Here is a 21,198-nt window from a genome sequence, read left to right on the forward strand (position 1 = left end):
CGCCATCGCACCCGCTGTGACCTGCGACGTTGCGCGGTCGCCGAGATAGCTGGAGTATCGAAGGTGATCGACCACGGTTGGTCGATGTGTGTCGGGGTACGGCTGCCGAGGTGTCGGCATGCGGTGAAATCCGGGGTGCAGGCCGTGATTTCGCGTCGGCGAATGCCGCCCCGATCGTGCGATCGCACCGCAACGGCGACGGGGCCGCCCGATCGTCCGATCCGTCGTGCCCGGCACCGATCCAGCAGTGGATGGCGTCACCGGAAAGGATCGAATGCGATGACAGGAACCATGGTTGATGTGCTGACCCCGCAGGTCGCGCAGCCGGAAGCCGGGCAGGACCGGCGGGCGCACCCCGCCGCCGCGGCGATGTGGCGAGAGGCGAAAACGGTGGTGGTGACCAGGGTCGCCGGTCCGGGACAGCTGGTGCGGGTGCCGCGGCTGGTGGTTCCGATCGGGGATAACCAGCTCGCGTACCGCACCTCGTCCCGCTCGGCCGAGGCCGGGCAGTTGGCGCGCGACGGCCGGGTGCTCGTGCAGCCCGGTGACTGGCGCGGCGAGCCCGCGCTCGGCTCCCATCAGCGGCAAGGGCATGCCCAGCTGGTGACCGCGGGCACGCTGGTGCCGTATGTGGACGCGGAACTGGCGGCCAAATACCGGTGGCGAGCTCCGTTGGCGCGGTTCGCGCATCGCATGGCGCGCGCCGGTGTTCCCTACGGCGATGTGGTGGTACTCGTCACCGTGTCGGAGCCGAGCCCGATCCCGTTGCCGCCCGCGTGATTCCGTGCGCGGCGGGGCCGCGATAACAATCCGGCCGCTTCCCGGTGCGCGGATCGGACACGGACGGTCGATCGGGGTCGGGAACGGGAATTCCTCCGGTACGCCAACCTCGCAGACCCGGAGGAGAACGCCATGGACAATCTGGTGTGCATCGACTGCTGGCGCCGGGACAATCTCACCTTCGCGCAACGCCTCGACCCCGCCTACATCACCCCCGGCCCCGTCTACCGGTGCCCGACGCATCGCGCGCTGCACGACGATCCGCGCGGCGATATCGGACCCGAACCCCAGGCCGCCTGAATTCCGGAACCGGCTTGCCGCGACGCCGATCCACCACCGCGGCAAGCCGTTTCTAGACCAGGGCCAATGTGTCGAACCGGTGCGCGTCCCAGAGGCGGCGCGAACGCTCCTCGGGATACGGGCCGGTCGTCGGTTCGGTGTCGTAGACGCGGGTGATCCGGGTTTCCGGATCGTAGGGCGCCCAGCCGGGATCGCCGGTGGCCGCGAAAGTCAGCCAGTCCGTGCGCATTCGGTGGGCGACGCCGGTGATCTCGGCGGCCGCGTTCGGCAGTGCCGATGGATGGGCGCGCACCTCGTCGGCGCCGAGTGTGCCGAAGACGAGCAGGACGTCGAGGCTGTGCGAGGCGCCCTGCTCGCGATGGAAAGCCCAGCACAGTTCGTAGAGCCGCGCGCGCCCGCCCGCGGCCCGCGCGAGATGCAGGGTCGGCATCCGGAACAGCCAGTCGGCGTTCACCAGTTCGTACAGTTGCCGGGGCGTGGCCTCGGGATACGCGGCACGGTAATCGCCGGTGGCCGGTGTCAGGCGTTCGAGTGCGGCGGTGATCTGCTCGTCGGTCGGTTCGCCGACGAAGAGACGGTATTCGTCACGGGTGTGCCCGATGAGCAGGTCGACGTCGTGGGCGGCGCCTTCGGTGAGTGCGTGCCACGGCGCCCGCGGCAGCACTTCCCCGTCGACGACGGGGGAGAACGGTGTCGGGGTCAACGCCATCGGACCCCAGGAGTCGACGAATTCCGGCATCCTGTCGAGGATCGCGTCCGTCGCGGCGATCAGCGGGCCCGGCGGGATCCGCGCGAGCTCGGCCACCGTCGCGCGCACACCGAGCCGCGCGGCGATCGCCGCCGAAATGGTCGCGGCCAACCGCGGGGAGAAATAGGTGCCGGGCAGGCTCTGCACGATCGCGCGCCGGAACAGCCCGGCCGCCATCGGCATGGCGAGCAGTGCGGCGAGGCATCCCGCGCCCGCGGACTGGCCGAATACGGTGACATTGCCCGGATCGCCGCCGAAGGCCGCGATATTGTCGCGCACCCAGCGCAAAGCGGCGGCCTGGTCGAGTATGCCTCGGTTGTCCGGGGCTCCGGCGATATGGGCGAACCCTTCGGCGCCGGTGCGATAGTTCATGCTCACCAGCACCGCACCGGATGCGGCGAGCGTCGCACCGTCGAAGTGCGGATTACCCGAGATGCCTTCGAGATACCTGCCGCCGTGTATCCACACCAGCACCGGCAGCCCGGCCGCGCCCGGCTCCGGTGACCAGATGTTGACCGTCAAACAGTCGCCGCCCGATACCGAACCCGCTTGGGGGACAGGCGGACCGAACTCGAGCGCGTCGCGGACACCGTCCCACGGCAGCACCGGGGCGGGCGCCGCGAACCGTAGCGCGCCGAACGGCGGCCGGGCATAAGGGATTCCACGGAAGACCGCGACGGTGTTCTCCCACCGGCCGCGCACGATCCCGGCGGCCGTGCGGATTTCGATACTCATCCGGCCTGCTTATCAGAGGAACCCCGGGTACTCACAGCCTGAATCCGGACCCGAGTGGCACCGCCGAGTCCGGTACTCGAGCCGTTCGGGTCGGTGACCGGGCGGGAGATACGCTGCCGTAGCGGCTTTCCCGCACCGATGCGCATATGTGGTTCGCCTCACAGGCCGAAAGCCATTGACCGTCACATTAATGTGAGGGTTCCAGCATACGAGCATGGTGAATCGAACATCTGGCAAGAGTGCCGCCGCGGTCGTGAAAGATGAACCGCGCCTACCGCTTTCGGCATTGCTCGCGTTGACGACAGCCGCCTTCCTCACGGTGCTCACCGAGGCCCTGCCCGCCGGTGTGCTGCCGGATATGAGCGCGGGCCTGCACGTCAGCGAGTCGGCGACGGGACAGCTGGTCACCGTCTACGCGATCGGGACGGCGCTGACGACGATTCCGCTGTCCATCGCGACGGCGGCGTGGCGGCGCAAGCGCCTGCTGCTGACCGGCGTGATCGGGTTCCTGGTGGCGAATACCGTTACGGCGGTGTCGCTGAACTACGGGCTGACGCTCGCCGGGCGCTTCGTCGCCGGTATCGCGGCGGGCGTCGTGTGGGGGCTGCTGGCCGGGTATGCCATCCGGTTGACTCCGGAGGCCTTGCGGGGCAAGGGAATCGCGATCGTCATGGCCGGAATTCCGCTGGCCCTTTCCCTGGGCATCCCGGCGGGCACCTTCCTGGGTGACGCGGTGGGCTGGCAGATCACCTTCGGTGTGATGTCGGTGCTCGCGGTGCTGCTGGTCGGCTGGATCATCGTATCCGTCCCGGATTTTCCGGGTCAGCGGGCGGGCAGGATTTCGCTGCTCGCGACCGCGAAGACGCCCGGTGTCGGGCCGGTGCTGTTCGTCACCCTGACCTTCGTGCTGGCGCACAACATCCTCTACACCTACGTGGCGACCTTCCTGACGGAAGTCGACCTGGGCGACCGGGTGGACGCGGTGCTGCTGGTCTTCGGTATCGCCTCGATGGTCAGCATCTGGTTCACCGGCGCGCACATCGATCGGCGGCTGCGCGGATTGACCATCGCCGCAACGATTCTCGTCGCCGTCGCGGTGGCGGCGCTGGCCGTGCTGTCCGGGAGCGCGGCGCTCGTATTCGTCGCGGCGACGCTGTGGGGACTCGGCTGGGGCGGCGCGCCGACCCTGCTGCAAACCGCCGTCGCCATCGCCGGCGGCGAGGCCGCCGACACCGCGCAGGCCATGCTGGTCACGCTGTGGAATGTGGCGATGGCGGGCGGCGGCATCGTCGGCGGTGTGCTGCTGGATCTGTTCGGGCCCCGGGTCTTCCCGTGGAGCGTGCTGATACTGCTCGTCCCGACGCTGGCGGTGGTCGTCGCGGCCCGCGCGCACGGGTTCTTGGGACATTCGACCGCGAGCGCCGAATAGGGTTGGCGATTAAGCAGATTCAGCTCGCCGCGCGGTTGCCGGGTGATGCACCACACCACGATGCGGTCGCCGAGATCTCTTTCGACGATGCCGAGAATGCGGTGCCGCCGCATGGCGATTCGGTCCGGTCAGTAACCGCTGGCCGCGTTGATCCGCGACGGCCAGTAACGCTCGCCCGGGGCCGGTTCGTATGCGGCCCAGCGCGCCGGATTTCCCTTCGGATGATCGCCGAGCACGGTGACGCGCCTGCCGACGCGACGTTCGGCGTAATCGTTGACCGCGTAATGCTGGGTCACCCGGTTGTCCCAGATCGCCACCGCGCCGGGCCGCCAGCGAAAACGGCAGCAGAATTGCGGACTCTCCGAGAATTCGATCAACTGCTGCAGCAGCGCATCGCTTTCGTTACGGCTCAATTGCGGAATATGCGATGTGAACAATCGATTGGCGTACAGCGAGCGCCGCCCGGTTTCCGGATGCTCCCGGACCAGTGGATGTTCGGCCGAGGAGGAGTATCCGGTGGCCGGTACGGTGACCTGATGGACCGCCGTCAAACCGTCCACCAATTCCCGAATGGGTGTGGAAAGTTGCTCGTAGACGAGATATTGATTGGTCCACATGGTGTCGCCGCCGCGGGGCGGGCAGGTGATCAACTGCAGAATCGAGACGATCGGCGGGCTCGGTTGGAAGGTCATATCGGTATGCCAGCAGTCGACTTTCCCGCCCTTATCCGATTCGATGAGGACCACCTCCGGGTGATCGTCGAGTTTCGGCAGGTAGGGATGTATTTCGACCTCGCCGAAGCGGCGCCCGAACGCGACGTGCGCCGCCGGCGGCAAATCACCCTGATCCGGAAAGAACAGCACCAGATGTTCCAGTAGCAACGCGTGCACGGTGGCGAATTCCGAATCGGTGATGGTGGCCAGATCGATCCCTCTGACCTCGGCGCCCAGCGCGCCGGATACGGGCGTTACATCGATATCCGCGGTCACGTTGCCTCCTCTGCCGCATTGTTCTCGATATGGTACGGCCGCCACCGCGGGCCATCGGCTCGAATCGGACATAATTTTCCCATCATTTTCCTGCCGTCATATAATTGATCGATAATTTTCGTGTCAATTGTGACGGTTTCGATCGTGTGGGTCATCGGCCGGTCATAAACTTCGATCCGGAAGCTTTGCGGCGGGAAACGGGAATGCCGCGGGCGGGACGGAGGGCAGCCGATTATGCCGATCTCGCGAAATTCGGATGATTACCACGACTTATCGATGAATACCGTGGCTTTTCGCCCGGCCGGCTCGGTGGTCGCCGCGGTGGCGCGGACGGCCGCATATGCGAACGAATATCCGGATATGGCGGCCGCCGAACTCACCGCGGCGGTGGCGCGGTGGCTCGGCGTGCCCAGCGGATACCTGACGTTCGGGCCCGGTTCGGCGGCGCTGTGCCAGATCGCGCTGCTCGCCTGGTGCGGACCCGGCGCCGAGGTCGTTCACCAGTGGCCGTCGTTCGAGGCGTATCCGATGATGATCGAGCAGGTGCACGCGACATCGGTGGCCGTCGCACTGCGGGACACCGAGACCGATATCGGCGATATCGCCGCCGCGGTGACCGACCGGACCCGAATGGTGTTGCTGTGCAATCCGAACAACCCGACCGGCGCGGTGCTGCGGCAGGACCGCATCCGGCGGCTGCTGAGCCTGCTGCCCGAACACGTCACGGTGCTCGTCGACGAGGCATACCGCGATTTCGTCCTGTCGCCCGGGTATCGCGACGCCGTCGAGATCGTCGCCGACGATCCGAGAGTCGCTGTGCTACGGACGTTTTCGAAATCCTTCGGGCTGGCCGGACTGCGCGTCGGCTACCTGATCGCGCAGCCGGTGCTGACGGCGAAGCTGGCGGCGGCGCGGATGTTCTTCGCGGTGAGCGCGCCCGCCCAGGCCGCGGCGGTGGCCGCGGTCGAGCGGGTGGCGGAGATGCGGGAGCGCTGCGCCGCCGTCGGCGCCGAACGGGCCAGGCTGCGTGGGCTGCTGCGTGAGCAGGGGTGGGCGGTTCCGTTGAGCCACGCCAACTTCCTGTGGCTGCCCACCCCGCAGGCCACCGAATTCGCCGGTCACTGCGCGGAATACGGTGTCGCGGTGCGGGCCTGGCCGGGACGCGGGGTGCGGGTCACCGTCGGCGCTCCCGCATCGAATGACGTATTCGCCGGGCTCGCAGCTGAATTCATCGCACTACCGCGGGCGGTGGCGCGATGACATCGGGACAGATCACCCCGCCCGCCGTCGACACCGTCGCCACGCTGCTGCGTGAACTCGTCGCGGCCTGGCCCGCCGGGCGCGGCCGGCTTTCGGATATGGCCCGCTACGCCGTGCTGCCCGCGGGCAAACTGCTGCGCCCCATCCTGGTGCTGGAGTCGGCGCGGGCGGTGGGCGCCGATCCCGTCGCGCTCGCGCCGGTCGCCGTCGCACTCGAATTCCTGCACGTGGCAACGCTTGTGCACGACGACATCATCGACGGCGACCAGCTGCGCCGCGGCAGGCCGACCGTACATGCCAGATACGGAAAGGGCGAGGCGATCGTGGCCGGCGACGCCCTGCTGCTGGGCACCTTCCTGGCCATCGCGGAGGGCGCTGAGAGCTTCCCGCCCGCCGCGGTGCTGAAGGCGGTGCGCATCGTCGCCGCCGCGGGCCTGCGACTGTGCGACGGCCAGGTCACCGAGGCCGAACTGACCGGCGATCTCGATTGCGGCATAACGCGATACCGCGCCATGGCGGCGGCCAAGACCGGCGCGCTGTTCGAGGCGGCCTGCGGCGCTGGCGCGATACTCGGTGGCGGCAGCGAGGCACAGCAGGCCGCGCTGCGCGCCTACGCCGCACATCTCGGCTGCGCCTTCCAGATGCGCGACGACCTGCTGCCGTACCTGGCCGACGACGCGCGGGTCGGGAAGAGCCGGATGAGCGATATCGCCAACCGCAGACCCACCTTCCCGGTACTCGTCGCCGTCGAACTCGCCGACACCGAACAGCGTGCACGGCTGGAACTGATACTGAGCGGGCGGCTTTCGCCGGATATCGCGCACATGCTGCTCGGCGAGGTGTTCACCGAAACCGGTGCGCTCACCGTCGCGGCCGAGCGGGTCGCCGCCGAGGCCGCCGCCGCGCGTGACTGCCTGCACGGCTTCGGCGCCCGCGGCGACCGGCTGGCCGCCCTCGCCGACGACACCATCGAGCGCACATGGTGAGCATCGGCTCGCCCCGGAACTGGCTGGCGCACCTGGAAACCTGCCGGCCGTACACGCTGGCCTACCCGGGCCTGACCGGACTGGCGGGCGCCGCGCTGGCCGGTGCGCCGACGCCGGCGCAGTGGGTGACGGCCTGGCTGGCGCCGACCCTGGTGTGGACCGGCGGCCTGTACCTGGGCGACTACTTCGATCGAGAGTTGGACGGTGTCGGTAAGCCGCATCGGCCGATACCGTCCGGGCGGCTGGCGCCGCGCACCGCGGTGCTCACCGGAATATGTTGCGTGGCAGCGGCATTCGCCGCATCCGCACTGGTCGAGCCGCGGGCCGTCGCGATCGCGCTGGCCGGGGCGGCCGGGACCGTCGGCTACAGCAGAGTCCTGAAACGGCATGGGATTCTGGGGAATCTGGCCCGCGGAGCGCTCACCGGACTGGTGCTCGTCTTCGCGGCGACCCTGGTACACGGGTGGCCCGCACCGCTCGTCCTGGGTTGGGCCGCCGTGTTCTGCCTGCAGGACACCGGATCCAATCTCGTCGGCACCGTTCGCGATATCGCTGGCGATCGAGCCTGCGGCTACCGCACCGTCTCGGTGGTATACGGCGGGGCGTTCGCGAACCGCTGCGCGGCAGCCTGTTTCGCGGCGGCGATGCTGGGGGCGCTCGCGCTGCACGGGATCTCGGCCGACCTCGGATCCGGGCTGCTGCTGGCCGCGATCTGCCTCGGGGTGCGCGCGTACGGGCCCGTACTCGGCTCCGGCCCGATCGATCCGCGAAAGGCGTTGCGGACCCACGAGATTCTTGTCGCCGAACGACTGGTGCTGGCCGCCGCGGTGGCCGCGAACGGCCTCGGCGGCCCGGCCACGCTGGGAATACTGGCCGCGGCGCTGGCGATCTCGCTGTCGACACAGCTGCTGCTGCGCGGACGTCACGAATTCGGCAACGGCACAGTGGAGCTCGCATGACCGACGCCATCACCGATATCGATTCCGTCGTCGACGCGGGCGCGGCGGCGCTGTTCGCACAGCTGCGGCCCGACGGATACTTCACATTCGGCTCCGGCGCCGGTGCGACACTGGCCACCGCCGGCGCCACGCTGACACTGCACCTGCACGATCCGGTCGGCGCACGCGAATACGTCGGCCGGGGATGCGCGCACCTGGCCGGTGCGCAAAACCCCGACGGCGGTTGGGGTTCGGTGCCCGGTCAGCCCAGCGAGGCGGTCACCACCGCGATCGCCGCCGCCGTGCTGCACCTGGTGTCGACCGTCCACTACCGCGACGAAATAGCCTCGGGCCGTGCGGCATTGGCCCGGATGGGTGGCCTGGCGGGAATCGCCGACCCGGCACTCGCCGCGGTCTGCGGGCGATTCCACGCGATGGCCGGATGGGTGCCCGAACAGTCGATCCGGGTGCCGCTGTGGGTATTCCTGCTGCCCGGACTGCGCCGCACCAGGATGTCGTTCCGTTCGGCGATCCTGGCGGCGACGGCGATCGCCCAAGCGCGCGGCAACCCGGCCGGCGGGTTGCGCAGGATGGTGGACCGCGCCGCCGAACCGGCCGCACTGCGCCTGCTGTACCAGGTGCACGAGGACGAAGGGCGTACCGGCGAATTCGGCGCCGACGCATGGGCTGTCGCGATGACCGCCATCCCGCTGATCCGCTCGGGCACGGCGACGGACCTGGTCGCGGCCATGGCCGGATATCTGCGCCGCGCCGTCGCCGCCGACGGTTCCTGGCCGATCGTCGACATTCGGCTCACCTACACCGGATTCGCCGCCACCGGACTGTGCGACGCCGGGTACGGCGCCGATCCCCGGCTCACCCGCGTCGGGACGGCGATCCGGGAAGCGCAACTGACACGGCCGTTCTCGATGCTGGACTGCCCGCCGGGCGGGTGGAGCTATTCGGGTCCGCGCGGCTGGCCGGTAACCCTGGAATCCGCCGAACTGCTCGCCGCGCTCGCGACACTGCCCGGCGCCGAACGGGATCCGGCACTGGCCGAGGGTCTGCGCTGGCTGGCGGGCCGACAGGATCGGCGCGGATCGTGGAGCCTGTGGGTGCGCGATACCGCGCTACCCAACGACGGCCCATGCCCCTACCTCACCGCCCAAGCCGTCGACGCGCTGCTCGACGGCGGTGTGCCCGTGGCGCATCGGCGGATCCGGCGCGCGGTGCGCTGGCTCACCGGGCAGCAGCGAGCCGACGGATCGTTCGACGCGCTCTGGTATCGCGGCGCGACGCCCGGCACCGCCGAGGTGCTCGGCGTGCTGGCGCGAGCCGGGCTGCCCGCAGCCGAACCCGCGGTCCGGCGTGCGACGGATTGGCTGCTGCGGCACCAACTTCCGGACGGCTCATGGGGTGACGGCGCGGCGGGCAGCGTCGAGGAGACCGCGTGGGCGCTGCGGGGCCTGCTGCGGGCGGGGGTCGCGTCGGCGGCGGTCGACCGCGCCGCCGACTGGCTCGCCGCGGCGCAACTACCCGATGGGCGATGGCCGGAGGCGCCGGTGAGCGCCTACATCCGGCACTGCGTGCACTACCCGAACGGCGCGATCACCGCGGGCCTCGCGCTGCGGGCGCTGGCCGCCTACCGACGCGTAACTCACCAGGGAGCAGCGAAATGACAACCTCCGACACCGATGTCGTGGTGTGCGGGGCCGGGGCGGGCGGCCTCGCCGCGGCCTGCGCGCTCGGTGCGCTCGGCCTGCGCGTGCTGGTTATCGAACGACGGCGCGAACCCGCACGCATCGCCAAAGGTGAACTGTTGCAGCCGAGTTCGATGGCAAGCCTGACGCAGTGGGGTGCCGGGCCACGGCTGTCGCACGGTGGCGGTGTCTGGATCGACCGGCTCTGCGCGCGCGACCCGGACGGGCGCGCGCTGCTCGAACTCGACTACGGCCGCACGCTCGGCGCGGATCGGCGCATCCTGTCGGCCGACTACCCGGCCATCCTGACCGCCCTCGCCGACAGCCTGCCCGCGAATGTCGAACTGCGCCGCGGCATCCGAGTCGAGGAATTGGTGCGGAACCCGGCCGGGCGGGTCCGGGGCGTCGTCGTGACCGACGGTGGGCGGTCGACGGAAACGGTTTCGGCCGAATTGGTGGTCGCCGCGGACGGTTCCGCGTCCGCGCTGCGCGCCGCCGCGGGCATCGCCCTGCCGCGCGCGCAATACCCGCACCGTCTGGTGTCGTTCGAGATACCGGGCAGACACGGCGCCGAATTGACCGCCTATGTGACGGATCGCGGTCTGCGGCTGGCCTATCCGCTGCCGCACGCCCGGACCCGCCTATACCTGCAGGCGGGCGCCGACGAGCTACGCGGCCTGGACGACAACGGGATTCGCCGCTGGGCCGCGAACACGGTCGCGGAGGTGGGACCGCTGTCCGGGCTCGGCGAGCTGCTGCTCGCGCGCGATACCCGGCGCCAGATCTTCGGCGTCCCACGCTATCTGGTCGATCGGCTGTCGACACCGGGTATGGCGCTGCTCGGCGAGTCGGCGCACGCCGTGCATCCGATGGCCGCGCAGGGGATGAACTCGGCCATCGCCGACGCGGTCGAATTGACCGCACAACTGCGGGACGCCGGCGAATGGTCCAGCGCGGCGGTCGATTCCGCGTTGCGCGGCTACCACCGGGTGCGGTTGCCGCAGCTGCGGCACGTCGCGACCGTCAGCCACAACGCCGCCAGGATGCTCACCGCCGTCTCACCGATGGGCCGAATGCTCGGCAGACGGCTGATGCGCGGCACCGCGGGCAACCCGCGGCTGCTCGCGGCCACCTGCCGCAATATCGCCGGAATCGAGCCGCGGCCGCTGCGTCCGCTGGACCGGCTCTACCAACTCGGTCTGCTTCGCGACCCGAATTCGACTGCGCGGCAGGAGGAGTCATGCAAGTAAGGGAGCCGTGGACGTTACCGATCATCCGTACCGATCTATTCGACCTGCCCGTCGCGTACCGGGAGATGTTCGCGGCGGGCCCGATCCAGGCGGCCCGGTTACCGAACGGCCGGACCGTGTGGGTCCTGACGGGGCACAGCGAGATTCGCGGCCTGCTCACCGATCCGCGCACCACCGCCGACCGCGCACATCCGAACTTTCCCTCGTTCGACGCGTCCGGCGGCACCGCGACGGCGCTGATCGCGGGCTCGGATCCCTTTCTGGTGTCGATGGATCCGCCCGCGCACACCCACGCCCGCAACCAGCTCAAACGGGAGTTCGAGCAGCGACGCATCCGGGAACTGGCGCCGGTGGTCCAGGAGATCATCGATACCACGCTGACCCGATTGCTCTCGGGACCGAAACCGGCGGATCTGGTGTCGGAGTTCGCGCTCCGGGTGCCGTCGCTGGTGATCTGCCGGCTGCTCGGCGTTCCGTACACCGATCACGATTTCTTCGAATCCCGGACGCCCGCGCTGATCGACAGCACCGCATCGCCGCAGCGATGCCGCGCGGCCTTCACGGAAATCCATGGCTACCTCACCGACCTGATCGCCCGGCGCGAGGCGCGGCCGACGGACGACATCATCGGCAACTATGTGCGCGCGACCCGCGCCGGCGGCGCCTACCGGCGGGAAACCCTTGTCTCGCATGCCTTCCTGCTGTTGATCGCCGGGCACGAGACCACCGCCAATCAGATCGCGCTCAGCGTGCTCGCCTTGCTGCGACGGCCGGAACTGTCGGCGCGACTGCGCGCGGAACCCGCTCTGGTGCCCCGGGCCGTCGAGGAAATGCTGCGGTATTTCACCATCGTCGATTCGGTCTCGCGGGTGGCGACGGCGGATATCACGATCGGCGCGAACACCATCCGGGCCGGAGACGGAATCGTCATGGTGTGCAGCCTCGCCAACCGCGACCCCGACGTCTTCGACGAACCCGACGACCTCGAGTTCGCCCGCGGCGACCGGCGGCACCTGTCCTTCGGATTCGGTCCGCACCAATGCCTCGGACAGGGTTTGGCCCGGCTGGAACTGGAATTGGCGCTGCGATCGGTGATTACGCGCCTACCCGGTCTCGCGCTGGCGGTACCGGCCGGGCACCTGGAGTACAAGGGCACCACCTCGGCCTTCGGCGTGAAACGCCTGCCGGTCGTCTGGTGACAGCCGCAATTCGTTGCGCGAAAGGAGATTCGGCGTGCCCGACGAGCTGATCAGGGAACTGGACCCCAGCGAGGCGCGGTTCGTGCCGCACGGCGCCTACAGCGGCCATACCGTGCTGGTGACGGGCGAACTCGACGCGACGGCGCTCGGTGCGGCATTCGCGGCGCTCCAGCGGAGCTACCCGGTGCTGACCTGCCGCATCGTCGAGGAATCCGACGGCAGGTGCCTGCTGGTCCGGTCGAACGCAAGCCCGCCGGTCGGCCCCTGGTTCGGCGACGGCGACCCCGGGCGATTGCGGGACCCGGCCCAACCGCTCGATCCCGCAACGCAACTCGCCTACCTGGATGTGGTCGCGGCGCCGGGGTGCGCCCGCGTCACCTGGTACATCCACCACGCCGTCGCCGACGGCAGCCACGCGATCGAACTGTTCGCCCGATTCTGGGACTTCTACACCGACTGCCTGACGGCCACCGTGCCGGAACCCGTGCCGCACGACTATCCGCGATCGCTCGAATGGTATTCCGCCACATACGGATTCCGTCGCGGGCCGCTGTCCGGGCTCGAGGATGTCACCGTACCGCTGTCGGCAGAGCCGAAACCGGACCCGGCGGCCGCCACCGCAATCCTGGGCGGTGGCCTCCTCCGGCCCGCGCGCAGCACGTTGGACGCCGAGACGACAGGCCGGCTCATCGCCCTGGCCCGGCGCACGGGCCTGACGGTCAACAGCGTGGTCACCGGGGTGCTGCTGCGGGCGTTCGGCGCACGGACGAGCGCAGACCCGAGACCGGTGCGCGCGCTGTACGCGGTGGATCTGCGCCGCCACCTGGACCCGCAGGTGCCCGCCACCGCGGGCACGAATCTCGCCGCTTCGGCGTGCTTCGCCGCCGATATGGAAACATGCGGCGGGACAATGGAACTCGCCCGGCGGATCGCCGGCCGCTTGCGCCGCGACCTGGCGCAGGGCGTGTTGCAGCAATCGGTGTGGCACTATCCGGACTTCTACGGCGACCGCCGGACCCGGTCGGTGGCTGGTCATCTCGGGCTCACCAATTGCGGTGTCATCCCGAGGTTCCGGACGCCGCCCGGGGCGGCGATCACCGATTACGAGATCGTGCACCTGCTGGCCCATCCCCGGCCGTCGACCGAGGTGACCTCGCAGACCGGGCTTTTCATGCTCTACACCTTCGCGGGGCGCCTCACCATCGGATACGTCGGTGCGGTCGATGCGGACGTCTTGTTGGCGGTCATCCGAGACGAGCTGACGGCAATATCCGCCGAAGAGCCGGTGATCCGATGAGCTGGTCGGCGCAATCCTCGTACGGCGTGGTGATCGTCGCCTGGTGTCCCTCGGAAGACAATATCGCGCACGCGATTTCGCTCACCGAGACCGGCGGGCAGGTCTGTCTCGTCGACAACTCCCCGCAACCCGAACCCTGGTACGCACGCGTGCGCGACGCCGGAATCTTGTTGGTGGTCAACCGAAACCGCGGCGGGCTCGGCGGCGGTTTCAATCGCGGGATCGATGCGCTGTTCGGCCGCGGTGCCGACGTCGTCTTCATCCTCGACCAAGATTCCGAGGTGGACGGCGGCTACTTCGCCGATATGCTCGCCACTCCGGTACCGGCGGAATCCGGCCGCCCATATCTGGTGGGGCCGGTACCGTACGACGTCGAGACCGGCGTCCTGCTGCTGGGACATCGGGTGGCCGGCGCGGAACAGATTGCGGCACTGGCGAACAACGGAACCATCGAGGTCGATTTCCTGGTGTCGTCCGGGACCATGATCACCCGGCGGGCGTGGCAGGCGATCGGGCCGTTCGACGAACGGTACGTCATCGATTATCTCGATTGGGAATTCTGTCACCGAGCGGCGCGGCGCGGGGTCGGCCTCATCGTCAACGCGGACGTGCTGATGCGGCACCGGATCGGCGATATCCGGTTGCGGACCGTGCTGGGCATGCGGATGCTGGTCTTCGGCTACGCCCCGATCAGGCGCTACTACCAGACCCGCAACTGCGTCCACTTCACGACGCGGCATGCACGCGAACGGCGAAGCCTGCTGGCGCTCAACGCATTTCTGGTGCGCAACATACTGTCGGTGCTGCTGTTCGAGCCGGACAAGGCGCACAAGCTGCGCGCCATGGCCGCCGGGCTCGCCGACGGCGTCGTCGGCCGCCTCGGCCATCTCGCCGAAACCCGAACCCAACTCGCCGAAACGTCGCGTCGGTGACCCGAGTCGACCCAGGAGTGTGCACAATGCCCGACACCACAAGCGATCCCGCCGCCGAACTCGCCCGGCTCACCGACCTGGCCACCCCGTACGCGGTGCGCGCCGCGGTCACCCTCGGCCTGCCGGAACTGCTCGAAGCGGGTCCGGCGAGCGCGGCGCAGCTGGCGAAAGCGACCGGCGCGGACCAGGATTCGCTGGACCGCCTGCTGCGGTACCTCGTCGCGCACGACGTCTTCGCGGCCGCCGCGCCGGATCGATATGCGTTGAACGACATCTCGCGTCAACTGGTCGGCCCGGACGGCGCGCCCCAGCGCGCGTGGCTGAACCTGTCCGGGGCGGGCGCCCGCATGGATGCCGGATACGCCGGCCTTGCCGACGCCGTCCGCAAAGGCTCCGAGGGCTACAGCTCCGTTCACGGCCTGCCGCTCTGGGCGGATCTGGCCGAAAGACCGGACCTGCGAAGCGGATTCGATGACCTGATGGGCGCCGACACCGCCCGCATCGCCCACCTGCTCGCCACCGAATACGACTGGACCGGGCTCGGGCACCTCATCGACGTCGGCGGCGGCATCGGCATCCTGCTCGGCGAAATACTCACTACCCGAGCGCATCTCACCGGCGCGGTATTCGACCTGCCACCCGCCACCGCGGCGGCCAGGCGCCGCTTCGCCGCCGCCGGACTCGGCGGCCGCGCCGCCGCCATCGACGGCAGCTTCTTCGACCTGATCCCGCCCGGCGCCGACGCCTACCTCGTCTCCCGGGTGCTCACCGACTGGAACGACGAAGCGGCACAGCGGATCCTCGCCAACTGCGTGACCGCCGCCCGCCCCGGCGGCCGCGTCCTCATCGTCGAAATGCTGCCCGACGACGTCATCGCGGACCCCCGCTCCGCGTACGATCTGCAGATGCTCGTCGTGGTCGGCGGCAAACTGCGCTCCACCGCGGAATTCACCCGCCTCGCCGAACGCGCCGGGGCCGTCGTGGCCGGGGTCCGCCGCTGGGCGTGCGGGCTCACCGTGCTCGACTGCCGCCCCAGCTGATGTTCAGTTCACGCCTTCGGATCCCGGAACCCGGGGATGCCGAGGTGGGCCCCGATGGCGGCCACCGCATCCACGAGCGTGCGCCCACCCAGCTGTTCCCAGCCGGGATACGGCTGATCCTCACTGGTCAGATCGCGGGTCCCGGGCCCACCGAGCTGATCCATCGTGAGTCCGGCATGCTCATCGATCCACGCCACCATATCGCCGGCGACGATGTCCTGACCGCGCCTGCTGCGGATCACCTCGTTGGCGAACACCCCGTTCGTCTGCGCATCCTCGTTCGACATCGCGATCCTCCTCTCGAGAGCTGTTGTGCTGCAATCGATTCAATCCGGGTATACCACGGCGGAAGATGCGGGTGCGCGGACCGGAAGCCGCCCGGCCCGGTCTGGTGCTGGTCGGCGGTTGTTTCGAAGATCAACGCGCCGAACCGATTTCGATCTCTAGCCCGCGGCCGGGAGATGACGGCGGAACCACACGGTCAAACCGGAATCGACGGCGCGGGCGCCCGGCAGCTGGGGCGCGGGTTCGATACCGGGCTCGTCGGCGAGCGGATGCGCCAGCCCGGGGATCGACAGCAGCTCGGACCGTTCGCCCAACGCGTCGGCGAACCGCAGCGCGTCGGCGCGCAGCGCCGGATGATCGAGTTCGCCGCTGACCACCAGCAGCGGCGCTCGATCGGCGATCACCGCCGCCTCGGGGATGAAATCCAGGCTGTCGACCACCTTTTCGGATTCGGCGTCGTATGGGTAGTCGCCGGGAAACAGGTCGACGACCGACCGCATCCGGATGGCGGCGTTCACCACCGCCCCCGCGAACACCGGAATGTCGCTGCCGGCGAGGATCCGCAGCGCGACCGCCCCGCCCAGCGAGCCGCCGAGCACGCCGATCGGGCCGTCGTGCACCGGCAGCTGCGCACGGATCGAGTCCAGCGCGGCCGGGAACTCCTCGGCCGCCTGCCGGACGAACGGATGCAGAAACGACATCAGCGGATCCTCGGTGAACAGCCGCACGATGGCGTCGGTGCTGCCGTCCACCATGCGCGCCCCGCACATCGGCATGCCGAGATGCACCCGCCACGCGGGCAGTTCGTTCATCGGCAGCGCCGCGGCGAACGCGGCATCCGACCTCGGCGCGTCGAGCATATGCCAGGTGACGATCAGCGGGGCGGCGCCGCCGTCCGGCGGCGGCAACGCGGTGAACGGCACACCGGCCGCTGTTCCGGTAATCGGTGACTGCATGCGGACACGGTAGGGCCTGCCGCCGCCCACCGGAAATCGATTACGCCACAAGCGAAATCGGGGGCGCGCAGCAGCGCGGCTTCGGGAGCCGTTCAGCCGGGTTGGAAGAATGCGAGCATTCGCCGGCTGGCGTCCGGCGACATCAGGACTTCCTGCATGCGTGCCGACATCCGGGCGGCGGTGCCGGTGCGGTCGAACATCTCGCGTTCGTATTCTTCGATGGCGGTGGGGAAGTCGTGCGGGTGCGCGGCCAGGGCGAGGCCGAGCACGGCACCGTCGAGCAGCGCCATATTGGCGCCCTCGCCCACCGGCGGCATCAGGTGCGCGGCATCGCCGACCAGCGTGACGCCCGGATTCGACGGCCAGGTGAGGCCGACCGGGAGCGTGGTGATCGACCGCGGCACGACCGCGTCGTCGCAGGCCGCGATGAGCGCGGTGAACCGCGGGTGCCAACCGGGGAGCAGTTCGATCAGCCGCGCCCGGGCGGCGGCCGGGTCGTCGAACGGGATACCGCTGGTGGCGAACCAGTCCTCGGCGGTGTTGTAGAAGCTGAGGCCGATGCGGACGCGGCCGTCGCCGTTGCGCTGCGCCGCCAGGGACAATCCGTTGCCGAGCACCCAGTAGTTGCCGCGCCCGACCATCGCCGCGAGGTCCGGATGTGTGCGGTCGATATCGGGAATGCCGAGTTCGACGACATTCTGGCCGATATGGGCCGGGCGGGCGTCGGTGAGCAGCGCGCGGACCCTGGACTGTGCGCCGTCGGCGCCGATCAGCAGGTCATATGTCGCGGTGCCGCCGTCGGCGAAGCGCAGCAGGCCGTCGTCGGCGGATTCGAACGCGCGCCCCCAGCGCACCATGTCCGCGGGCAGCGAATCCAGCAGCAGGTTCCGCAGGTCGGCGCGGTCGACCTCGGGTCGCAGGAGTGGGGCCTCATCGGGCGTGTCCTCCTGGTGCAGCAGCGTGCCGTCCGGCTCCAGCAGGCGCATATCCTGCCCTTCACCGCGGGCGATCGCGTGGAACCCGTCGATCAGGCCGGCCTCGCGCAGGGCCCGCTGCCCGGAATGGATGTCGAGCATGCCGCCCTGACCGCGCGCGCCGCGCGAGGACTCACGCTCGTACACGACGGCATCGATGCCGTGCACGTGCAACACCCTGGCGAGGGCCAAGCCGCCCAATCCGGCTCCGACAATGACGATGGTCATGCTCATCCCTTCGATACACTGAACTACTCGATACACTGTATCGAAGCATTCGGTGTATCGTCGGGGCATGTTGGTGTGGGAGCGGCCGGAGCCGCCGGATCGGCCGGCGCCGGCGCCATTAAGTCGAGAACGGATCGTGGGAGCGGCGATCCGGCTGGCGGATGCGGACGGGCTGGCGGCGGTATCGCTACGCAAGGTCGCCGCCGCCCTGGACGTCGGGCCGATGCGGCTGTACGGCTACATCGCCACCAAAGAGGAATTGCTCGACCTGATGGTCGACGCGGTCTACGCCGAGACCCGGCCGAGCGGAGACGGTTGGCGAGAAGTGCTGCGATCCATGGCCGAAACCACCCGGCAGGCCGCTCACCGGCACGAATGGCTTGCCGACCTGATCGGCGGGCGGCCGCAGCTCGGCCCGAACGCGCTGGCCAGAGGAGAGGCCGTGGTGGCGGCGATGAGCGATATCGACGTGGACAGCGTCATGCCGGTGATCGACGCGGTCAACGCGTACGTGATCGGCGCGGTGCGCCGGGAGATCACCGAACGGCGCGCCGAGCGCACCACCGGTATGGACAAGACCCAGTGGCAGGCCGCCTTCGGCCCCTATCTGGTGCGGACCTTCGCGACCGGCCGATACCCCACGCTGGCCACGGTCATCCGCGACGCCGCCCACCTCGACGCCGACCAAACCTTCCACACCGGCCTCGACTTCCTCCTCGACGGCATCCAAGCCCGCATTCACGGCTGACCCGCCGCGAACCCATCGGGTGCCGGATTACCAAGGCGTTCAACAGCATTCAGCTCATGCGGAGTTACGGGCCAACAATGATCGGCTTCCCCGGGTCGGTGGCGTCGTTCACATAGAAAGTGGCCGAGAATCTTTCGATCGTATCGGTCGGGCAGGTCGCATCACCGGTCGTCCGGATCGGCACGTAATCGTTGACCGTGAACGACGAGAACGTCGTGATCGGTCCTGCCACGCCGTTGGTGTAAGTGCCTGGCACCGAGGCGGATTCATCCGGCGCGAATACGGTGGTGCAGTTGGCCGATCCACTGGTTGTGACGATCACGCCGCCCTTGGGGATGACCAGGTCGGCGGTGATCGGCGACCCGTTTCGCAGCACGAGCGCCCAGTCGGCGGTGGACGTTATGGTGGCGGTGCCGCCGGACGGGTCGGTCAGGCATTTGGTGAAGTTCGGCGTCCCGAGCGACACCGTCACCGGGCCGTCCGGATTCTGATTGTCCGGCGCCGCGGACACCGAACCATTCGTCGATCGCCACGCGATCAGACATCGTCCCGGCGATCGATCGGGGTGCCGAACCCCCGCGACTCAATTGTCGACGGACCGGTTTGTCGGATAAAGACAAGTCCCACTGGGGATTTCACGCATTGCGGCAGAACCGTCATCGCTGCTCGATAGCGATGCATGCGCGGATTTCGCACCGAGCGACGCTGCCCTTGCCGTCATCGACCAAGGATGCGGCCCGAATGGCCAACCGGCGTAAAGTCGTCCTGAGATTGTGAGTGGGACCCGGCGGTGCTGCGAGGTGGTGCGCGTGGGTAAGCGCGTCGACGCGTTGGTTTTGGACAACGACGACGAGGTGCGGCACAGGCTCCAGCGCTGCGTCGCGGCATTGCGGCACATGGTCGACGAGAATTGGTTCGTCGGCCATGAAGACACCGTGGGTATGGAGGTCGAGCTCGATCTCGTGGACCCGCTGGGCCGCCCGCGGCTGATCAACGACCTGGTCCTCGCGCATCTGGACCGGACGGACATGCAGGAAGAACTCGGTCAGTTCAACGTGGAGCTGAACCTGGCCCCACGTCTGCTGCGGGGGAGTGTGCTGCGCGACTGTGAACGCGAACTCGCCGACGTACTGGACACCTCTAGGGCGCGGATCGAGCGGCTGGGCGCTCGGTTGGTGGCCGTCGGCATGCTACCCACCGCCAGCGCCGAACAGCTGACCCTCGAACGGATCTCCGCCAACCCGCGCTACGCGCTGCTGTGCCACCGCCTGCGTGCCGCGCGCCACAGACCGTTCGTCGTGCGCATCCCCGACGGGTACGAGCCGGTGGAGTTCACCACCGACGCGCCCGCTCCCGATGCCGCCGCGACCAGCCTGCAGCTGCACCTGCGGGTGCCGCCCGACCGGTTCGCCGACTATTACAACGCCGCCCAGCTGATCGCCGGGGCCCAGGTCGCGGTGGCCGCGAATTCGCCGTACCTGCTGGCCCGCCAGGTTTGGCAGGAAACTCGCATCACTCTGTTGGAGCAGCTGCTCGACAGCCGCCCACCCAGGGACGTCCGGGTCGGCGCACCGGCACGCGTCCGGCTGGGCGACGGATGGATCAACGGCCCGGTGGAACTCTTCGACGACCTGGTTCGGCTCTTCCCACCATTGTTTCCGACACTGGACGACGAGGATCCCGATGCCGCCCTGCGCGCCGGGCGTGCCCCGAACCTGAGCGAACTCCGGCTGCACAACGGCACGGTCTGGCGCTGGAACCGTCCGGTCTACGACGTCCAAGCGGGACATCCGCAGTTCCGCATCGAGAACCGGGTGCTGCCCAGCGGACCGACCGCCGTCGATATGGCCGCCAATGCCGCCTTCTACTACGGCCTGGTCCGCGCGATAGTCGACAGCGACGATATGCCTTCCAGCCGGATCCCCTTCGCGGTGGCGGAGCGGGACCTGCATCGCGCGGCACGCGACGGGCTGGCGGCGCGGCTGTCCTGGCGGGGCGTCGACCACCCGGTCGACCGGCTCACCTGTGAGGTGCTGCTGCCGATCGCCGCCGCCGGGCTCGACGCCTGGGGCGTGGACGCGGACGACCGCGACCACTACCTCGGCGTCATCGAAGCGCGCGTCCGATGCGGCCGTACCGGTGCCGCCTGGCAGACGCGGATGGTGCACCACCTCGAGGAACGCGGTATGGGGCGCATCTCGGCCCTGGGCGAGATGACCCGGCGGTATGTCGAGTGCTCGCACACCGGCGCTCCGGTACACACCTGGCCCGTGCCATGACCGGGACCTGTCACGACGCGTCCCATTCGACCCACGGGTTCGGCTTGCATTCACTCAGGAAGAGTCGGCGGTCCCGTTGGTTGGAAGCCAGGAGACAAGCGCGGACGACAATCCCTGATATCGGTTCGCCACTCGGCGAATAGCC

20 protein-coding genes are annotated in these 21,198 nt (G+C 69.2%); 14 read left to right on the forward strand and 6 right to left on the reverse strand.

Annotated elements, in window-relative coordinates:
• Positions 1–279 precede the first annotated feature (279 nt).
• Positions 280–780 (forward strand): hypothetical protein, encoded by a 501-nt coding sequence (locus F5544_RS21550; protein ID WP_167474860.1) that lies wholly within the window; start codon positions 280–282, stop codon positions 778–780.
• 132 nt (positions 781–912) lie between these two features.
• Complete coding sequence (locus F5544_RS21555; RefSeq protein ID WP_167474861.1) at positions 913–1,080, forward strand: hypothetical protein; 168 nt, start codon at positions 913–915, stop codon at positions 1,078–1,080.
• Between the two features lie 52 nt (positions 1,081–1,132).
• Here the strand turns inward: F5544_RS21555 and F5544_RS21560 are convergent, their stop codons facing one another.
• Complete coding sequence (locus F5544_RS21560) at positions 1,133–2,563, reverse strand: carboxylesterase/lipase family protein (RefSeq protein ID WP_167474862.1); 1,431 nt, start codon at positions 2,561–2,563, stop codon at positions 1,133–1,135.
• Positions 2,564–2,777: 214 nt separating this feature from the next.
• On the opposite strand from F5544_RS21560, the gene F5544_RS21565 reads away from it, so the two are divergent.
• On the forward strand, positions 2,778–3,992 hold the full coding sequence (locus tag F5544_RS21565; RefSeq protein ID WP_167474863.1) for an MFS transporter: 1,215 nt from the start codon (positions 2,778–2,780) through the stop codon (positions 3,990–3,992).
• A gap of 128 nt (positions 3,993–4,120) precedes the next feature.
• Here the strand turns inward: F5544_RS21565 and F5544_RS21570 are convergent, their stop codons facing one another.
• The gene (locus tag F5544_RS21570) at positions 4,121–4,981 is read right to left on the reverse strand and encodes a TauD/TfdA dioxygenase family protein (protein ID WP_203217621.1); all 861 of its coding nucleotides are present in this window, start codon (positions 4,979–4,981) and stop codon (positions 4,121–4,123) included.
• Between the two features lie 276 nt (positions 4,982–5,257).
• Here F5544_RS21570 and F5544_RS21575 point away from each other — a divergent pair, with 276 nt between their 5' ends.
• Genes F5544_RS21575 through F5544_RS21615 form a run of 9 tightly spaced genes read left to right on the forward strand, consistent with a single transcriptional unit; the run spans position 5,258 to position 15,583 of the window.
• Positions 5,258–6,241 carry an aminotransferase class I/II-fold pyridoxal phosphate-dependent enzyme gene (locus F5544_RS21575; protein ID WP_167474865.1) on the forward strand — a complete coding sequence of 328 codons (984 nt, stop codon included), beginning with the start codon at positions 5,258–5,260 and terminating at the stop codon, positions 6,239–6,241.
• On the forward strand, positions 6,238–7,227 hold the full coding sequence (locus F5544_RS21580) for a polyprenyl synthetase family protein (RefSeq protein WP_167474866.1): 990 nt from the start codon (positions 6,238–6,240) through the stop codon (positions 7,225–7,227). The genes F5544_RS21575 and F5544_RS21580 overlap by 4 nt, the downstream gene beginning before the upstream one ends.
• The gene (locus tag F5544_RS21585; protein WP_203217622.1) at positions 7,221–8,186 is read left to right on the forward strand and encodes a UbiA family prenyltransferase; all 966 of its coding nucleotides are present in this window, start codon (positions 7,221–7,223) and stop codon (positions 8,184–8,186) included. The genes F5544_RS21580 and F5544_RS21585 overlap by 7 nt, the downstream gene beginning before the upstream one ends.
• A complete protein-coding gene (locus tag F5544_RS21590) occupies positions 8,183–9,844 on the forward strand; it encodes a prenyltransferase/squalene oxidase repeat-containing protein (RefSeq protein ID WP_167474867.1) in 1,662 nt (553 codons plus the stop codon). Before F5544_RS21585 ends, F5544_RS21590 begins: the two co-directional genes overlap by 4 nt.
• A complete protein-coding gene (locus tag F5544_RS21595; RefSeq protein ID WP_167474868.1) occupies positions 9,841–11,115 on the forward strand; it encodes an FAD-dependent oxidoreductase in 1,275 nt (424 codons plus the stop codon). Before F5544_RS21590 ends, F5544_RS21595 begins: the two co-directional genes overlap by 4 nt.
• Positions 11,106–12,314, forward strand: coding sequence for a cytochrome P450 (locus F5544_RS21600; RefSeq protein ID WP_167474869.1), 1,209 nt, complete (start codon positions 11,106–11,108; stop codon positions 12,312–12,314). The genes F5544_RS21595 and F5544_RS21600 overlap by 10 nt, the downstream gene beginning before the upstream one ends.
• Positions 12,315–12,348: 34 nt before the next feature.
• Complete coding sequence (locus F5544_RS21605; protein ID WP_238847371.1) at positions 12,349–13,611, forward strand: phthiocerol/phthiodiolone dimycocerosyl transferase family protein; 1,263 nt, start codon at positions 12,349–12,351, stop codon at positions 13,609–13,611.
• Positions 13,608–14,543 (forward strand): glycosyltransferase, encoded by a 936-nt coding sequence (locus F5544_RS21610; protein WP_167474870.1) that lies wholly within the window; start codon positions 13,608–13,610, stop codon positions 14,541–14,543. Before F5544_RS21605 ends, F5544_RS21610 begins: the two co-directional genes overlap by 4 nt.
• Before the next feature lie 26 nt (positions 14,544–14,569).
• Positions 14,570–15,583 (forward strand): methyltransferase, encoded by a 1,014-nt coding sequence (locus F5544_RS21615; protein ID WP_167474871.1) that lies wholly within the window; start codon positions 14,570–14,572, stop codon positions 15,581–15,583.
• Between the two features lie 8 nt (positions 15,584–15,591).
• Here the strand turns inward: F5544_RS21615 and F5544_RS21620 are convergent, their stop codons facing one another.
• From F5544_RS21620 to F5544_RS21630, 3 genes are all read right to left on the reverse strand, one after another.
• Positions 15,592–15,870, reverse strand: coding sequence for a hypothetical protein (locus tag F5544_RS21620; protein WP_167471235.1), 279 nt, complete (start codon positions 15,868–15,870; stop codon positions 15,592–15,594).
• A gap of 156 nt (positions 15,871–16,026) precedes the next feature.
• Complete coding sequence (locus tag F5544_RS21625; protein ID WP_167474872.1) at positions 16,027–16,824, reverse strand: alpha/beta hydrolase family protein; 798 nt, start codon at positions 16,822–16,824, stop codon at positions 16,027–16,029.
• A 92-nt stretch (positions 16,825–16,916) separates the two neighbouring features.
• Positions 16,917–18,026 (reverse strand): FAD-dependent oxidoreductase, encoded by a 1,110-nt coding sequence (locus F5544_RS21630; protein WP_167474873.1) that lies wholly within the window; start codon positions 18,024–18,026, stop codon positions 16,917–16,919.
• Between the two features lie 136 nt (positions 18,027–18,162).
• On the opposite strand from F5544_RS21630, the gene F5544_RS21635 reads away from it, so the two are divergent.
• Positions 18,163–18,774: a TetR/AcrR family transcriptional regulator gene (locus tag F5544_RS21635; protein ID WP_238847372.1), complete on the forward strand. Its 612-nt coding sequence runs from the start codon at positions 18,163–18,165 to the stop codon at positions 18,772–18,774.
• A gap of 64 nt (positions 18,775–18,838) precedes the next feature.
• Here the strand turns inward: F5544_RS21635 and F5544_RS21640 are convergent, their stop codons facing one another.
• Positions 18,839–19,285: a hypothetical protein gene (locus F5544_RS21640; protein WP_167474875.1), complete on the reverse strand. Its 447-nt coding sequence runs from the start codon at positions 19,283–19,285 to the stop codon at positions 18,839–18,841.
• A 298-nt stretch (positions 19,286–19,583) separates the two neighbouring features.
• On the opposite strand from F5544_RS21640, the gene F5544_RS21645 reads away from it, so the two are divergent.
• The gene (locus F5544_RS21645; RefSeq protein ID WP_167474876.1) at positions 19,584–21,053 is read left to right on the forward strand and encodes a hypothetical protein; all 1,470 of its coding nucleotides are present in this window, start codon (positions 19,584–19,586) and stop codon (positions 21,051–21,053) included.
• Positions 21,054–21,198 lie beyond the last annotated feature (145 nt).

The sequence above is a fragment of the Nocardia arthritidis genome, from assembly GCF_011801145.1.
Taxonomy (GTDB): Bacteria; Actinomycetota; Actinomycetes; order Mycobacteriales; family Mycobacteriaceae; genus Nocardia; species Nocardia arthritidis_A.

What these genes read in the sequence shown, in the direction of transcription:
- F5544_RS21560 (WP_167474862.1), bottom strand. Translation starts at nt 2,563, where the DNA reads ATGAGTATCGAAATCCGCACGGCCGCCGGGATCGTGCGCGGCCGGTGG.
- F5544_RS21555 (WP_167474861.1), top strand. Translation starts at nt 913, where the DNA reads ATGGACAATCTGGTGTGCATCGACTGCTGGCGCCGGGACAATCTCACC.
- F5544_RS21550 (WP_167474860.1), top strand. Translation starts at nt 280, where the DNA reads ATGACAGGAACCATGGTTGATGTGCTGACCCCGCAGGTCGCGCAGCCG.
- F5544_RS21625 (WP_167474872.1), bottom strand. Translation starts at nt 16,824, where the DNA reads ATGCAGTCACCGATTACCGGAACAGCGGCCGGTGTGCCGTTCACCGCG.
- F5544_RS21600 (WP_167474869.1), top strand. Translation starts at nt 11,106, where the DNA reads ATGCAAGTAAGGGAGCCGTGGACGTTACCGATCATCCGTACCGATCTA.
- F5544_RS21630 (WP_167474873.1), bottom strand. Translation starts at nt 18,026, where the DNA reads ATGACCATCGTCATTGTCGGAGCCGGATTGGGCGGCTTGGCCCTCGCC.
- F5544_RS21610 (WP_167474870.1), top strand. Translation starts at nt 13,608, where the DNA reads ATGAGCTGGTCGGCGCAATCCTCGTACGGCGTGGTGATCGTCGCCTGG.
- F5544_RS21575 (WP_167474865.1), top strand. Translation starts at nt 5,258, where the DNA reads ATGAATACCGTGGCTTTTCGCCCGGCCGGCTCGGTGGTCGCCGCGGTG.
- F5544_RS21595 (WP_167474868.1), top strand. Translation starts at nt 9,841, where the DNA reads ATGACAACCTCCGACACCGATGTCGTGGTGTGCGGGGCCGGGGCGGGC.
- F5544_RS21585 (WP_203217622.1), top strand. Translation starts at nt 7,221, where the DNA reads ATGGTGAGCATCGGCTCGCCCCGGAACTGGCTGGCGCACCTGGAAACC.
- F5544_RS21590 (WP_167474867.1), top strand. Translation starts at nt 8,183, where the DNA reads ATGACCGACGCCATCACCGATATCGATTCCGTCGTCGACGCGGGCGCG.
- F5544_RS21615 (WP_167474871.1), top strand. Translation starts at nt 14,570, where the DNA reads ATGCCCGACACCACAAGCGATCCCGCCGCCGAACTCGCCCGGCTCACC.
- F5544_RS21580 (WP_167474866.1), top strand. Translation starts at nt 6,238, where the DNA reads ATGACATCGGGACAGATCACCCCGCCCGCCGTCGACACCGTCGCCACG.
- F5544_RS21620 (WP_167471235.1), bottom strand. Translation starts at nt 15,870, where the DNA reads ATGTCGAACGAGGATGCGCAGACGAACGGGGTGTTCGCCAACGAGGTG.
- F5544_RS21565 (WP_167474863.1), top strand. Translation starts at nt 2,778, where the DNA reads ATGGTGAATCGAACATCTGGCAAGAGTGCCGCCGCGGTCGTGAAAGAT.